This window comes from Aliidiomarina shirensis (assembly GCF_003987345.1).
In the GTDB taxonomy this organism is placed as follows: domain Bacteria; phylum Pseudomonadota; class Gammaproteobacteria; order Enterobacterales; family Alteromonadaceae; genus Aliidiomarina; species Aliidiomarina shirensis.
In genome coordinates this window covers 411551-426964 of sequence record NZ_PIPP01000001.1, presented here as the reverse complement: position 1 = coordinate 426964, position 15414 = coordinate 411551, and the positions used below count along the sequence as shown (strand labels likewise).

9 protein-coding genes are annotated in these 15414 nt (G+C 45.7%); 5 read left to right on the top strand and 4 right to left on the bottom strand.

The features are described 5' to 3' along the window. The first annotated feature begins 133 nt into the window (after positions 1–133). Both CWE13_RS01915 and CWE13_RS01910 read left to right on the top strand, forming a co-directional pair. A complete protein-coding gene (locus CWE13_RS01915) occupies positions 134–3088 on the top strand; it encodes a TonB-dependent receptor domain-containing protein (RefSeq protein ID WP_126805644.1) in 2955 nt (984 codons plus the stop codon). 413 nt (positions 3089–3501) lie between these two features. Further along, on the top strand, positions 3502–6441 hold the full coding sequence (locus CWE13_RS01910; RefSeq protein ID WP_126805643.1) for a TonB-dependent receptor plug domain-containing protein: 2940 nt from the start codon (positions 3502–3504) through the stop codon (positions 6439–6441). Positions 6442–6556: 115 nt separating this feature from the next. Here the strand turns inward: CWE13_RS01910 and sbcB are convergent, their stop codons facing one another. After that, positions 6557–8005 (bottom strand): exodeoxyribonuclease I, encoded by a 1449-nt coding sequence (sbcB, locus tag CWE13_RS01905; RefSeq protein WP_126805642.1) that lies wholly within the window; start codon positions 8003–8005, stop codon positions 6557–6559. Between the two features lie 130 nt (positions 8006–8135). Here sbcB and CWE13_RS01900 point away from each other — a divergent pair, with 130 nt between their 5' ends. The 3 genes from CWE13_RS01900 to hrpA all read left to right on the top strand — a co-directional run bounded on the left by CWE13_RS01900 (position 8136) and on the right by hrpA (position 13558). Then, entirely contained in the window at positions 8136–9257 is a 1122-nt protein-coding gene (locus CWE13_RS01900; RefSeq protein WP_126805641.1) for an isoaspartyl peptidase/L-asparaginase family protein, read from the top strand. Positions 9258–9277: 20 nt separating this feature from the next. After that, a complete protein-coding gene (locus CWE13_RS01895) occupies positions 9278–9694 on the top strand; it encodes a CBS domain-containing protein (protein WP_126805640.1) in 417 nt (138 codons plus the stop codon). 123 nt (positions 9695–9817) lie between these two features. After that, complete coding sequence (gene hrpA / locus CWE13_RS01890; RefSeq protein ID WP_126805639.1) at positions 9818–13558, top strand: ATP-dependent RNA helicase HrpA; 3741 nt, start codon at positions 9818–9820, stop codon at positions 13556–13558. 77 nt (positions 13559–13635) lie between these two features. On the opposite strand, the gene CWE13_RS01885 is transcribed toward hrpA, so the two are convergent. From CWE13_RS01885 to nrdB, 3 genes are all read right to left on the bottom strand, one after another. After that, positions 13636–13899, bottom strand: a complete 264-nt coding sequence (locus tag CWE13_RS01885) for a GrxA family glutaredoxin (protein ID WP_126806147.1) — start codon at positions 13897–13899, stop codon at positions 13636–13638. Positions 13900–14015: 116 nt separating this feature from the next. Then, positions 14016–14309, bottom strand: a complete 294-nt coding sequence (yfaE, locus tag CWE13_RS01880) for a class I ribonucleotide reductase maintenance protein YfaE (protein WP_198677873.1) — start codon at positions 14307–14309, stop codon at positions 14016–14018. Beyond that, a complete protein-coding gene (nrdB, locus tag CWE13_RS01875) occupies positions 14284–15414 on the bottom strand; it encodes a class Ia ribonucleoside-diphosphate reductase subunit beta (RefSeq protein ID WP_126805638.1) in 1131 nt (376 codons plus the stop codon). Before nrdB ends, yfaE begins: the two co-directional genes overlap by 26 nt.

Sequence of the window (15414 nt, the reverse complement as noted above, 5' to 3'; positions counted from 1 at the left end):
GTTTCGATTTATTCTTGAGGAGCTTAGGGTAGGGGTTTTCCCTTACCCTGATTAAATGGGAACGATGGTAGCCCAAAAGAGCCACATAATAATAAATCTAAAGTCACTAAGAGTGATCCAGGGAGAGCTCTACATGTATACAAACAGCAAACTAAGCAAATCGATCCGCTTGGCGTTAGCATTCGGTGCTGCGTCATCGTTGGCATTTGCGGGTGGTGTAAACGCCCAAGAAGAGAACGACGAAGAAGAAGAAGCTCAAAGCGAACGCCCTGAGCGAATTCAAGTAGTTGGTTCACGTATCCGTACCGACGGCCTCGATAGCGCTACGCCAATCGATATCATCAGCACTGAGATTGCTAGTGAGCAAGGCTTGAATACACTGGGTGAACTGTTGCGTACCTCTACTATCGCATCAGGTTCAGATCAGCTTATCTCTGCATACTCTGTAGGTTTCGTAACCTCAGGTGGTGCAGGTGCAGAATCAATTTCAATGCGTGGTTTAGGTTCAAGCCGTACCCTAGTATTATTGAACGGCCGTCGTGCCGGTCCTGCTGGTACTCGTGGTCAGGTTTCTGCGTTCGATATGAACTCATTACCTATCTCTGCAATTGAACGTGTTGAAATCTTGAAAGATGGTGCATCTTCTCTATATGGTTCTGACGCGGTAGCCGGTGTAATTAACATCATCACTAAACGTGGTGATGATAAAAACATCAACGTTTCTGCTAGCCAACCTTTCGAATCAGGTGGCGAAACTTTCCGTGTAAATGGTACTTACGGAACTACATTTGACCGTGGTTCATACCGTATTGTTGCCGACTATAACTTAAACACTGGCTTGAAGCGTGGCGATCGGGATCACTTCGGTTGTCCTACACGTTATTTCTTTGATCCAGAATCTGGTGAGCGTGCAGATCCAATCGATCCGCGCACCGGCGATTACCATTGTAACGATTCAGGCTTCGGCTTGTGGGTTAACAACGGCGGCCGTTTCCAGTTTGACCGTGATGGCTTCGGTTTCCCGAATGCTGCATCGCCAGACGAATACGGCAACCCTCTGCTAGCGCAAGCTCCAGATGGCTGGTATTGGGCTGGTCACACCAAGGAAACTGATGGTTGGTTTGACAACACTTCTGAGTTGCATAAAAACCGTACCATGATTCCAAAAACTACAGTTTGGTCAATCTATCAGCAAGCTGATTACGATCTAACCAACAATGTTTCTGCATACGCTGAGTTAATGCACAGCCAACGTACTACTGAAATTGATTCAGTACGTCAGTTCTGGACATCAAACCCAGGTTTGGCTTCATACATTCCGGTGAACACTTTACCAGGTTGGGAAGCATCTAACCCTGCACTTGGCGTAATGCCAGTAGCGTTAACCGATCACTACAGCAGCGAAACAACTGTAGATTACAGCCGTTTCGTACTTGGCCTTGAAGGTGCTCTTGGTTACTGGAACTGGGATGTTTCTTGGCAGCGTTCATTGAACCGTGGTGAATACGCACAAGAAATCATCTATAACGATTCTATGATCATGGCTCACGAATCACTTTTAGGTTTACGTGATTGTGGTCCTGGCGAAGTTACTCAATACTCTCAGAAGCAGTGTGTAGATTTAAACTGGTTTACTGACGGTCACTTGAGTGGCATGAACGTAGGTGATGCGCAGGCTGACTTCATCTTTGGTCATGACAAAGGTAAAACTGTTTATAAGCAAGATACCGTAGATGCTTACATCACTGGTGATGTATTCGATTTACCAGCGGGTCCATTAGCGACAGCTGTTGGTGTTGCTTATCAAACTGACGAAATTCAGGACACTCCTGGTTTCCATACTCGCAACGGTAACTCGTGGGGCTTAAGCTCTGCAGGTATCACTGCAGGTCGTTCAACCACTACTGCAGCTTATGCGGAAATTCAAGCGCCATTAGTACGTGACGTGTTCCTTGTTGAAGCATTAGATTTAACCGCTTCTGCGCGTTACACCAACGTAAACACTTATGGTAGCGGTGATACATACAAGTTGAGCGCGAACTGGACAATCGGTAACGGTTTCCGTATGCGTGCATCTCGTGGTACTTCGTTCCGTGCTCCTGCATTGTTTGAATTGTTCTTGGAAGGCCAAACTGGTTTCTTGGGTCAAAACGTTGATCCGTGTGTAAACTGGATTGAATCAACCAATGAAATCTTACAAGCTAACTGTCAAGCAGCTGGCGTACCTGAAACTTACATCGCAGGTGTTGGTGGTTCAATGACTACTATCACTGGTGGTGGTGCAGGTGTGTTGGAAGCAGAAACTTCAACATCTGAAGGTATCGGTTTAGTTTATACTAGCCCTGAAAACACCTTTGCAGCGTCTGTGGATTACTACGATGTAACTATTCGTGGTCAAATCTCGAACGTGGCGGGTAGCGCAGTACTAAGCAACTGTTACTTCAGTGAGAATGGCTTTGAGAACGAACCATTCTGTGACCAAATCACTCGCCGTACTGGTACTGAAGGTAATAACTTCGACTGGGGTGTTGATGAGGTTCGTGGTGGTTACTTGAACACTTCTGAACAGCGTGTACGTGGTGCTGACTTCGTGGTTACTTATCAGAGCGAAACTCCAATCGGTCACGTTCGTGTTCGTTTGAACCACACTTCTACAGTTGAGCGTTACTTCAAGCAGTTCGCTGATAGTGATCCAACACAATATGTTGGTCGTGTTGGTAGCCCGAAACAATCAGGTACTTTAAACACTACGCTAACTCGTGATGACTGGCGCTTCAACTGGAACATCCAGTACGTAGACCGGGTATCTAACTACCACTTATACACTCGTGGTAACCTAACTACTTACCGTGGTGAAGATGTTGAATTCGTAGCTGATGCACCGCGCTACTTTATGCACTCAGTGTCAGTAAACACCATGATTGGTGATAGCTTAGACGTAACACTTGGTTTAGCTAACGTGTTCGATAAGCGTCCACCACAAGGTTCACCTGCAGCTGTTAATACCGCAGGTAACACCATGTTGTTTGCTTCTCAATACGAGTTATTGGGTCGCCGTGCATTCTTGAACATGTCATACGCGTTCTAAGTTAGGCTCCCTAACTAAAACTCGATAACATATTTGAGCAAAATATAAACACCAACCAGCAATGGTTGGTGTTTTTTTTGTGTTTTTGGGAACTTTTTTGTAAAAATGGGCCGAAACGCCCAATAAATGCCGCGGTTTTGTTGATCTTTACCTTCCATTAACATTATTATGACTCATTGGCACATTCGGAATTTATCCGTTTGCTAATCTCATGAGCAATGCTCACTGATATTTATTAAAAAAAGACACACTTATACATGTTGCTGTTCGGCTAAAATTTATTTTGTTGCTCTGTTTTGGATTTGCAACTAGCTTGTTGAAATCCAGTGATACGGAAACTGCCAGAGCATTAAAATGAAATCCAAGCATGATGTTCTTTCGAGCATTGAATAGCACCCCCAGGGAGTAGATGAATGTTTACTAATAATAAAATAAGCAAATCTGTACGTATTGCGTTGGCCTTCGGTGCCGCGTCTACGTTAGCATTTGCGGGTAGCGCAAGCGCCCAAGAAGAAGACGAAGAAGAAGAAGCACAGAGCGAACGCCCTGAGCGAATTCAAGTAGTAGGTTCGCGTATTCGTACTGATGGTTTGGATAGTGCAACACCTATCGATATTATCAGTGCTGAAATCGCAACTGAACAGGGCCTAAACACCTTGGGTGAATTGCTACGTACAGCAACTGTTGCATCAGGTTCTAACCAGTTAATCTCAGCAATGAGTGTTGGTTCAGTAACTGCCGGTGGTGCAGGTAACGAATCAATTTCAATGCGTGGTTTAGGTTCAAACCGTACATTGGTATTGTTGAACGGCCGCCGTGCGGGGCCTGCGGGTACTCGTGGTCAAGTAGCGGCGTTTGATATGAACGCGCTGCCAGTATCTGCTGTTGAGCGTGTTGAAATCTTAAAAGATGGCGCTTCTTCTTTATATGGTTCTGATGCTGTTGCCGGCGTAATTAACATCATCACCAAACGCGGTGACGAATCAAGCGTTAACGTGAGCGGCAACCAACCGTTTGAAGTTGGTGGCGAAACGTTCCGTGCAAACGCAACTTGGGGTAAATCATTCGACCGCGGTTCATTCCGTGCAGTAGCTGATTACAACCTACAAACAGAAATGAAGCGTGGCGATCGTGAACATTTTGATTGTACGCAACGTTACTTCTTTGATCCGCAAACTGGTGAGCAAATCGATCCAATCGATCCGCGTACAGGCAACTTCCATTGTAACGATTTACCTTATGGTATGTGGTTATGGAACGCAGGTGCGGGTAACTATACATCGCAAATTACATCGTTCGATTATAGCGGTTATAATGGTCAAAATGGCACGCCGGGCTACGATCCACAGAACCCAGGTGATATTTCGGCACCAGATGGTTGGTATCCAGTAGGTTACTCACGCGAAACAGATGGTTTGTTAGATGCAGATCACCCGTTTGTTGCTGAAGAATCGATGATTCCAAGAACGGAAGTAGTTTCTTTGTACTTGCAAGGTGATTACGACCTAACGACGAATGTTTCTCTGTATGCAGAAGCGATGCATAGTTCGCGTGAAACAACTATTAACGGCTATCGCCAATTCTGGGAACCCTTCATTCCAGCATGGGCTGGCTTAGTTGATGGCTGGGACGGTGATGTTTACTTAGATCCAACCACAGTGACTAACCACTCAGGTTCAAATACTGAAGTTGATTACACTCGTTTAGTGTTAGGCGCTGAAGGTGCTATCGGTTTCTGGAACTGGGATGTTTCTTACCAGCGTTCAATTAACAGTGGTGTGTATAAAACTAAAGTAATTTTACAAGATGCCTTAGAAATGGCCTCCAATGCAATTTGGGGCGATCCTTGTGAAGGTGAATTCTCGCCAATTTCTAACCGTCCTTGTTACGCAATTGACTTCTTCGATCCAGAATACCTTCGCGGTAATCATGATCAAGGAACACGCGATTTCCTATACGGTAATGAACAAGGCAAAACAACTTATAAGCAAGATACATTAGATGCTTATATCACGGGTGAGTTGTTTGATTTACCAGCCGGTACATTGGCAACGGCAGTTGGTGTTTCTTACCAAACTGACCAAATCGTTGATACTCCCGGTGAAGTAACGCTAGCGGGTAACTCTTGGGGTATGACGAGCTCTGGTATCACTGCAGGTAAATCGAATACTACAGCGGTATACGGCGAAGTTCAGGTACCTGTGTTACGTGATTTACCATTTGTTGAAGCGTTAGATTTAACGGCATCTGCACGTTGGACTGATGTATCAACTTACGGTGACGATACTACTTATAAAATCAGTGGTAATTGGACAATTGGTAATGGTTTCCGTGTTCGTGCATCGCGCGGTACGTCTTTCCGTTCACCAGCATTGTTCGAGCTGTTCTTACAGAACCAAACAAGTTTCTTCGACCAAAACCAAGATCCATGCTGGAACTGGGGTGCGGGTGAAGATGCAGGTACGTTAAACCCTGTAGTGGCTGCAAACTGTGCGGCTGACGGCATCCCACGTGATTACCAACAGAACTTCGGTTCTGGTACAGCAATCACCGGTGGTGGTGCGGGTGTTCTGGTAGCAGAAACATCAATATCTGAAGGTATTGGTTTGGTTTGGTCTACCGATGACAACCGTTTTGCGGCATCAGTTGATTATTATGATGTAGTGATTAACGACCAAGTAAGTAACGTAGGTGGTTCGCAGATTCTAGCGCTTTGCTATACGTCTGAAAACTTCGCTAACGAACCGTTCTGTGACCAGTTCGATCGTAACGATGGAACCGCAAACAACTACAACATCACAGAAGTTCGTGGTGGTTATGTAAACGTTGCACAGCAACGTGTGCGCGGTGCTGATTTCGTGTTTACTTACATGGAAGAAACAGACTACGGCTATGTGCGGATTCGTTTAGATCACACGGTACAACTCGAGCGTTCATTTAAACAGTTCCCAGATAGCATTCCAACGCAATCTGTTGGCCGTTTAGGTAGCCCGAAACATACCGGTACCTTGAACACTACCTTAACCCGTGATTCGCTGAGCTATAACTGGTCAGTGCGTTACACTGGTCAAGTAGACAACTACGATCTATACACTGATGGTGCCTTTGGTACTTACCGTGGTGAAGATGTTCGTTTTGTAGCTGAAGGCCCAACCACGTTCTACCATACGTTGTCTGTAAGCAAAGACTTCAATGACGGTTTAGAACTTACTGTTGGTGTAGCAAACGTGTTTGATAAGAAGCCGCCGTTAAGCAGCCCAAGTCGTGCGTCTGTTGTTGGTAATGCAATGCTTTACTCACAATACGATCAACTTGGCCGTCGTGCATTCTTGAACCTTGGTTACACGTTCTAAGAAACACGTTAGCGAAAGCTAATCGGTAAAATAATGAAAGCCCTAACCGCGAGGTTAGGGCTTTTTTGTGGGGGCGATTCGGCTAAATTGAGAATAGTATCGGTTTGAAAAACGTCTATAACGCCATGAGATAATCCGCGAGCGATTTTAAGATCGCCATTTTCCGTGGATCTTGTTGATGTAATTCGGCCAGTTGTTCCAATTTGAGCACGAATTCATCGCTACTTAAGAATGCTTCACCACCATGCACTAATCTGTTTTGACAATGTTGTTTCCAACGCTCAGCTTCAGTTGCGCTTAATGTTTGCGGGAAGTTGCGGGCCCTATAACGAAACAGAAGCACTGGTAGGCGCGGATCGTCAAGTGGCAGTTCAATACCCGCGAGTTGCTCTGGGCTTGATTGCTTTATCATATTCATGTGCGTTTTTGCCTGTGCACTGAAGAATCCACCAGAGTAGAGCGCTAAATCAGCATCAACGCGTTCAGCTTCTTCGCTTGCATCTTGCTCACTATCTTTTTCAAGAATAGCGCTTAGCAAGTGATCGCGAAGCACGCTATCACTCGCCAACAACTTTCGATATGCAGAAACTGCAGCACTATCGATTCCGGCACTTTTAGCTTGCGACTCGGAAAGCGTTTTTTCAGGTGCCAAAAACGGGCACTGATTCAATGTAATCGTGATTAAACCAGGGCGTTGCCCTTGCAATTGATCACGGCTGGCGAATAGTTCTGCTTTGATGTCAGCAGATGTTTTATTACGCCATAACTCGGGATCACAATCGAGCCGCCAAGCAATCAATTGATTTGAGTTTTCAGGATGAAAAGCAAGCGGGTACACCCATTGTACATAACGTGATTCGGCGCCAAAGAAGCCGCTTACATATACCAACATACTTTGATTAATCAAAGCTGCTTCTACTAAATCAATGAGTTTTTTCTTGCGGCGAATATCAAAGCTATAACTATAAAGCTTGGGTTGTGCATGCATGATTTTCTTCGCTAACTCAATGCTGGCGTGCACATCCGCCATCGCATCGTGCGCATTGCTGTGTTCGATACCGTTTGCCGGTGCAAGTTGGTCGAGTTTAAGGCTTACGGTGCCTTCGTCGTTTTCAGGCCATTCAATACCTTCAGGTCTTAAGGCATAGGTAGCGCGTACCAAAGTTAATAAATCCCACCGAGAATTATTGTTCTCCCAGCTGTAGGCATAAGGGTCGATGAAATTTCGATAAAAGAGAAAGCGGGTCATTTCATCGTCGTAACGAATATTGTTGTAGCCGACGATGGTTGTGCCTTGTTGGCTAAATTCTTGATGAATTCTTCGGGCAAATTCGCATTCGGGCAGGCCGCGTTGATTTGCCGCTTGCGGTGTAATACCGGTGATCAAACACGCTTCTGGCTGAGGGAGGTAATCAGGCGATAACTGACAATATATTTCTAGCGGCTTACCAATGATATTGAGCTCGTGATCAGTGCGCACGCCGGCAAACTGCATTGGCCTATCGGCGCGGGGGTTGATGCCGCCAGCTTCGTAGTCGTGCCAATAAATTGTAGGGTTTGTCATGGCGAGTTTTCTCTTATGGTTTAAACTTATAACTTAAGGATAACACCGCAGAGGGCTTGTAAGCGAGCAACAAGCATGTTGATATTAGCTTATTGTTAACGCGCTTAGCACAACCAATAACGAGGAATTCATGAATAATAAAGTGTGTGAAAAACGTAGTAACCCATTTAACCGTAAGCTTGCCAATAGAGCATTCTTACCCGCGGCTATTTTTGCTGCAGCCTTTGGTTTAACTGCATGCAGCGATGCTCCTGAAGAAAAATCGGCAGATTCAGATTTTGCGGCGACACCAATAGCGATTGTGATTCATGGTGGGGCTGGAACTATTACCCGTGAAAGTATGAGCGCTGAACGCGAGGCTGAATTTAATGCTGCCCTCGAACTTGCTTTAGATTTAGGCTATGAAATTCTTGAAAATGGCGGCACTAGTACCGAAGCGGTGATCGCAGCGATTCAAAGCATGGAAGAGAACCCGTTATTTAACGCCGGTAAAGGTGCGGTATACACTTATGAAGGCGGCCACGAGTTAGATGCGTCGATAATGCACGGCGGTACCCGCAATGCGGGGGCGGTATCTGGTGTAGGCCGGGTGAAAAGCCCTATCGAGTTAGCACAAGCGGTAATGGAAAAATCGCGCCATGTTATGTTAAGCGGTGTGGGCGCTGAGCAATTTGCTCGGGAGCAAGGTTTAACCATGGTTCACAATAGTTATTTTAACACCGAGCACCGTTTTGAACAGTTACAACATGCGCTCGATAACTTGCAGAGCCAAGCGCCTGATGGCGATTCTCGGGCTATTGCGGCCACTGAACATACCAACCCAATATTCAACATGGGAACCGTTGGCGCAGTAGCACTTGATGTAGAAGGGAATTTGGTAGCGGGTACATCAACAGGCGGTATGACCGCGAAACAATATGGCCGTATTGGTGATTCACCGATTATTGGTGCGGGTACATGGGCTGATAATGAAAGCTGTGCAGTTTCCGCAACCGGGCACGGGGAATACTTCATTCGCTATCATGTGGCTGCAGATATATGTAATCGTGTGAAATACCTTGGCGAATCGATTGATCAAGCGGGCGCTCAGGTGATTCATGAAACGCTTCTGCCGGCCGGTGGCACCGGTGGTGTAATCATTCTCGATGCAGCAGGAAACGTGAGCATGCCGTTTAATACCGAAGGAATGTATCGCGGGTTTAAAACCAGCAAGGCGGGCACGCAAATAGGGATTTACGAACAAGAAGATTAAGCAGCAATAGGAGTAATAATATGCGTTCGATTAAAGTACAAAACTACATGAATCGACATCCATTAAAATTTACTCGAAAAATGCCGGTGGAAGAGGCGGTGGCACTTCTGGTTGCCGCAAACCAAAGCGGTGGCCCAGTGGTTGATGAAAATAAGCAAGTAATTGGCTTTTTATCGGAACAAGATTGTTTGCGGATGATGCTAAAAGGCACATATCACAACGAACAATCGGCGAATGTGGAAGATTGCATGAGTTCAGAGGTTCTCACGGTGAACATGGATACTGCCGTTGTCGATCTTGCACAAACCTTGGGTAGCAATAAACCAAAAGTGTATCCCGTTGTTGATTATGAGAAACAATTAGTGGGCGTAATTAGCCGAACTGACGTATTACGTGCAATTGATTTATACCAACGTGAATCGCATGGGAAGCATTAGTTATTCGGCGAATAGGTTTCCGCCAATAACATAGGCTTGGGCCGCTAGGTTTGCTAAACTTAGCGGCCTTATTATTTCCGGTTTTTTATTATCTTGTCGTGCTTTTAGGAAGTGTCTGTCGTCATGTCTGATGTTGTATCCAGAGTTATTAAATATCCCGAACAACTACCTGTGGTTGCCGATAAGGCACGCATACAGGAAGCGATCAGTGCGCATCAGGTAATTATTCTGGCCGGCGAAACAGGTTCCGGTAAAACCACTCAGTTGCCAAAAATGCTGCTGGAAATGGGTTATGCAGAGAGTGGTATGATCGGCCATACCCAACCTAGGCGTTTGGCGGCTCGTTCTGTGGCACAACGAATCGCGGATGAGCTCGAAGAACCGCTGGGTAAAACCGTAGGTTTTAAGATTCGTTTTCAAGATACAGCATCGGCTGATACATCGATTAAGTTAATGACCGACGGTATTTTGCTTGCCGAAATGCAACACGATCGGTTACTGCGCAAGTACTCTGCAATCATTATTGATGAAGCTCATGAGCGCTCTCTCAATATCGATTTCCTGCTTGGTGTTTTACGGCAGCTGATTGATAAAAGGCCAGATCTAAAAGTAATTATCACCTCGGCAACTATCGAAACAGAGCGCTTTTCTAAGCACTTTGCTGATGCACCGGTAATTGCTGTCGAAGGGCGTACCTTTCCTGTAGAAACCCGCTACAGCCCTTTACAAGAAGGCACTGATGAAGGCGAGCAAGATGTTATTCAAGGTATTTGCGATGCCGCCAGTAGCTTAGTAAAAGAAGGCCCTGGTGATATCCTGGTATTCCTCAGTGGTGAACGGGAAATTCGTGATACCGCTGATGCGCTGAATGATACCTTTCGCGAGTTGCCGCAACCGATAGAAATAGTGCCGTTGTATGCACGGCTATCGGCAAGCGAACAGAATAGAATATTCCAACCGCATAGTGGCCGGCGTATTGTACTTGCAACGAATGTGGCGGAAACATCATTAACCGTGCCCGGAATTCGCTATGTAATTGATCCGGGTACCGCCAGAATATCGCGCTATAGCTATCGTACGAAAGTGCAGCGATTACCGATTGAAGCTATTTCGCAAGCCAGTGCGAACCAACGTGCAGGCCGCTGTGGCCGTGTTGGCCCGGGCATTTGTGTGCGCCTATACAGCGAAGAAGATTTCTTGAATCGCCCTGAATTTACCGATCCGGAAATTCTCCGCACGAACTTAGCCTCGGTAGTTTTACAAATGGCTACGTTAAAACTGGGCGATATTCGTAAGTTTCCTTTTTTACAGAGGCCTGATGAGCGCTTTATTACCGATGGCATTCGCTTACTCGAAGAGCTCGGCGCTATGCAAGGCGCAGGCCGCCGGCAGCAGCCCAAACTAACGGCGGTAGGACGCTCTATCGGGCGTATGCCGGTAGATCCGCGGCTAGGACGAATGCTGCTTGCCGCTAGTGAGTTAGGGTGCGTTAGAGAGCTTCTTGTTATTACTGCTGCGTTAAGTATTCAAGATCCGCGAGAACGGCCGCATGATAAGCAACAAAAAGCAGATGAACTGCATAAACGCTTTGTTGATAAAGATTCCGATTTTTTAGGGTATTTAAACCTTTGGAATTACGTTCAGGAATTACAAAAAGAGCTCAGCGGAAACCAGTTTCGTAAGCGTTGCAAGCAAGAGCTTATTCATTATTTGCGCGTTCGGGAGTGGCAAGATCTATACACGCAACTGCGCCAAAGTGTTCGTGAGCAAGGGATTCGAATTAACGAGGAACCGGCCGACTACAGCAGCATACATAAGGCGCTCCTAACGGGTTTACTCTCGCATATCGGTAACAAAGATGAGAAACACCAATATCTTGGTGCACGGCAAAGCCGTTTCTTTATCTTTCCTGGTTCGGCGTTGTTCTCAGCGAAACCAAAGTGGCTTATTGCTGCAGAATTGGTGGAAACTTCGCGGCTGTACGGGCGTTATGTAGCCAAGATTGAACCGGAATGGATAGAACCAGCCGCGGAACACTTAGTTAAACGAAATTATCATGAACCACGGTTTTCTAAGAAGCTAGGCGCAGTTGTTGCTACTGAACAGGTTACGCTTTACGGGTTACTGATTGTGGCTGGTCGCAGGATTCAATATGGCCGCATTGATCCGGTTGAATCACGCCGTATTTTTATTTTGGAAGCCCTAGTGCATGGCAACTTGCGCGAAGCATTGCCATTTATGAAGGCTAACAAAAAATTAATTGAATCGGTTCGTGAACTTGAAGATAAATCGCGCCGCCGCGATATTTTAATTGATGAAGAAGCACTTTTTCACGCCTATGATGATGTGCTTCCAGAAGACATTTATGATGAACGCCGCCTAAAGCGTTGGTGGCAGAATGCGCGTAAGGCTGAACCACAAATACTTTGCTTTAGCCGCGAGCAGCTGATGCAGCAAGATGCAAACCATGTCACCGCAGCGGATTATCCCGATGAGTGGGTACAGGGGCGCTTACGCTTACCACTCACATACGTATTTGAGCCTAACGATATTGATGATGGTGTTTCGGTGGATATTCCGTTACCCGTATTAAATCAAATTGAACCCTACGGTTTTGATTGGCAAATCCCAGCCTTGCGTGAGCAGCTTGTCGTCGCGTTAATTAAGAGTTTACCGAAGAATTTACGCCGTAACTTTGTACCGGCGCCGAATTATGCGCAGGCATTTTTACAGGCAATTAGCTCGGAAGAGGCGGGGGGCGAACTGCCACTGTTACAGGTTCTGAGTACGAAATTGAAGCGCATGACCGGAGTAGAGGTTCCAGCGGATGCGTGGAACCTAGCCGCAGTGCCATCTCATGTGCAAATGAATTTCCGGGTATTGGGGGAAGATGGCAAGGTGCTAGCGCGTGCGCGCAAGTTAAAAGATCTCCAGCAGCAATTACAACCTAAGTTAACGGAAACATTAAAAGCAACTGCGGGTGATGATATTGAACGTGAAGGCTTAACCGATTGGAATTTCGGCGAGGCGCCCAAGGCAGTGGAAAAGAAAACGGGACGTTTTGCCATTAAAGCGTTCCCAGCATTGAAGGATGAAGGGAAAAGCGTGGCTATTCGGGTTTTCGATAGTGAAGCCGATGCAGAGCGTTCGCACCGGCAAGGTTTGCGCAAGTTAGTTATGTTGCAAATTCCTTCGCCGGTTAGCTATTTACGCGCAAAGCTTCCGAACAAAGCTAAGTTAGCGCTCTATTTTAATCCTTGGGGCAAAGTAGAAGCGCTCATTGAAGATTGTATGTTGGCGGCAATCGATGCTCTTATTGGTGATGAGCTGCCGAGCAACGATGAAGAGTTTCGTGCACTCACCAATATGATTCGTTCAGAGTTAAACGATAAAACCCTAGGTATTGCTGAGCAAGTTGAGCGTTGTTTGTTGTTAAGCCATCAAGTGCAGAAGCTAATTAAAGGCAAAATCCCATTAACTTTAGTGCAATCATATAATGATGTTAAAGCACACTTGGGGCGTTTAGTTTATCCTGGGTTTGTGAGTGATTTCGGTGTGGAGCGTTTGCTCGATGCTGAGCGCTATTTGAAAGCCTTGGTGCAACGGGCAGAGAAGCTTCCCGTCGATCCGAATAAAGATCGCATTCGCAGCTTGCAACTTGAAAAACTTGAACAGCGTTGGCATGAACTCTACAAAAAGGTACCGAAGGGTGATCCGGTTCCAGTTGAACTTGCTGATTTTCGCTGGTATTTAGAGGAATTTCGGGTGTCGACGTTTGCGCAACAGTTGGGAACGGCCTTTCCAGTATCCGAACAACGGTTAAAACAGCGGTTAGATGAGATCGAAAAACTGCTCCGTTCCTAGTTCTCGTGGTTGTTGAGCGTTAGTACGGAGCAGCTAAATATTGCACTTTAAGCGCTACTTCAAGCGTTGGTAATGAATTACGCGTACAAACCGAGGTTTGCTTTTGCGTAAGCTTCAAATTCAGTACAGCCGCCAACATGGGTTTCATCAACAAAAATCTGCGGCACTGTCATTACCGGTTTGCCAACGGTTTTTTCTAAATCAGCTTTGGTAATACCTTCTTTTTGCATATCTACGTAGCGATACTCGAAATCATCACGCTTCGTTGATAATTGTTGTGCGATTTGCTCTGCACGCACACAAAAAGGGCAGCCAGGTCGGCCAAAAATTACGGTTAACATCATGTGCTCCTGTAAAAAATATGCTCTGTTTGATTAATTGCGCCGCATTATGTCAAAGCTACTGGCGCTCTGAAAATCGATTAATACGATACGGCTGTTCTGCTTAAACGATTGTATTATTTGTGCTCTAAATCGAGGTCGGTTTCTGCTTGGCAAACGCAGGGTAAAATATCGCCAGGCCGAATATAGGCAAGTGGGTCGGTAGTGTAGCGAACCGAGCCACTTATAAGTTTCGTTCGGCAGGCACCACAAAAGCCATTGCGGCAATGATAGCGGGTTTCTAATCCAGTTGTTTCCATAACTTCAAGCAAAGAGGCCGGGGCATCAGCCGCGACCTCAATGTGAATCACTTCATTTATGGTGATATTGAACGAAGCCATGGGATCAGAGATCAAAATCTCCGAAATCATCAATGCTTACTTGGCTATCAATCTGGCCAACTAAGTAAGAACTAATCTCGGCTTCTTGCGGTGCAACTTGCACGTTATCCGATACCAAATATTTGTTCATCCACGGTAATGGATTATTCTTTTGCTCAAACTCAGATTCAAAACCAATGGCTTGCATACGCAAGTTCGCAATGTACTCAACATACTGGCATAGAATTTGTTCATTCAAACCGATCATTGAACCATGCTGGAACAAGTATTTAGCCCATTGTTTCTCTTGTGCTACGGCTTTCAAGAATATTTGGCGGGCTTCCTCGCGGCATTCCTCAGCGATTTCCTTCATTTCCGGATCATCTTCGCCGTATTGCCATAGATTGATAATGTGCTGGGTAGAGGTAAGGTGCAGGTTTTCATCCCGAGCAATAAGACGAATGATTTTGGCATTACCTTCCATAAGCTCGCGTTCGGCGAACGCAAATGAACAGGCAAAGCTTACATAGAAACGAATAGCTTCTAGTGCATTTACTGAGTTAATGCACAAGAACAACTTCTTTTTAAGATCGCGCACGCTTACGTGGTAGGTTTCGCCATCGATAGTGATGTCGCCTTCACCGTGGGTTTGCCATAATTGAGTGTAGAAAATCAAATCATCGTAATACTTCGAAATATCAATCGCACGTGTTTGAATTTCTTCATTCACCATGATGTCATTAAACACATGGCTTGGATCCGTGAACAAGTTCCGCAATATGTGTGTATAAGAGCGCGAATGAATGGTTTCCGAGAAAGCCCAGGTTTCAATCCATGTTTCCAGTTCCGGCAAAGAAACAATTGGCAGTAGTGCAACGTTAGGGCTGCGGCCTTGCACTGAATCGAGCAAGGTTTGATATTTCAAATTAGAAATAAAAACGTGCTTTTCACTATCGGAAATTTTATTAAAATCAACGCGATCTCGGCTTACATCAACTTCTTCTGGGCGCCAGAAGAAGCTGAGCTGCTTTTCGATTAACTTTTCAAAAATAGGGTGGCGCTGTTGATCATAGCGCGCCACATTTACCGAGTTGCCAAAAAACATCGGCTCATCGAGTGCATTGGTGCTTACTTGGCTAAATGTTGAATATCGCAT

Bases quoted from the DNA above. Each gene is read 5' to 3' on its own strand.
- CWE13_RS01915 (WP_126805644.1), top strand. From the start codon at position 134: ATGTATACAAACAGCAAACTAAGCAAATCGATCCGCTTGGCGTTAGCA.
- CWE13_RS01910 (WP_126805643.1), top strand. From the start codon at position 3,502: ATGTTTACTAATAATAAAATAAGCAAATCTGTACGTATTGCGTTGGCC.
- sbcB (WP_126805642.1), bottom strand. From the start codon at position 8,005: ATGACAAACCCTACAATTTATTGGCACGACTACGAAGCTGGCGGCATC.
- CWE13_RS01900 (WP_126805641.1), top strand. From the start codon at position 8,136: ATGAATAATAAAGTGTGTGAAAAACGTAGTAACCCATTTAACCGTAAG.
- CWE13_RS01895 (WP_126805640.1), top strand. From the start codon at position 9,278: ATGCGTTCGATTAAAGTACAAAACTACATGAATCGACATCCATTAAAA.
- hrpA (WP_126805639.1), top strand. From the start codon at position 9,818: ATGTCTGATGTTGTATCCAGAGTTATTAAATATCCCGAACAACTACCT.
- CWE13_RS01885 (WP_126806147.1), bottom strand. From the start codon at position 13,899: ATGTTAACCGTAATTTTTGGCCGACCTGGCTGCCCTTTTTGTGTGCGT.
- yfaE (WP_198677873.1), bottom strand. From the start codon at position 14,309: ATGATTTCGGAGATTTTGATCTCTGATCCCATGGCTTCGTTCAATATC.
- nrdB (WP_126805638.1), bottom strand. From the start codon at position 15,414: ATGCGATATTCAACATTTAGCCAAGTAAGCACCAATGCACTCGATGAG.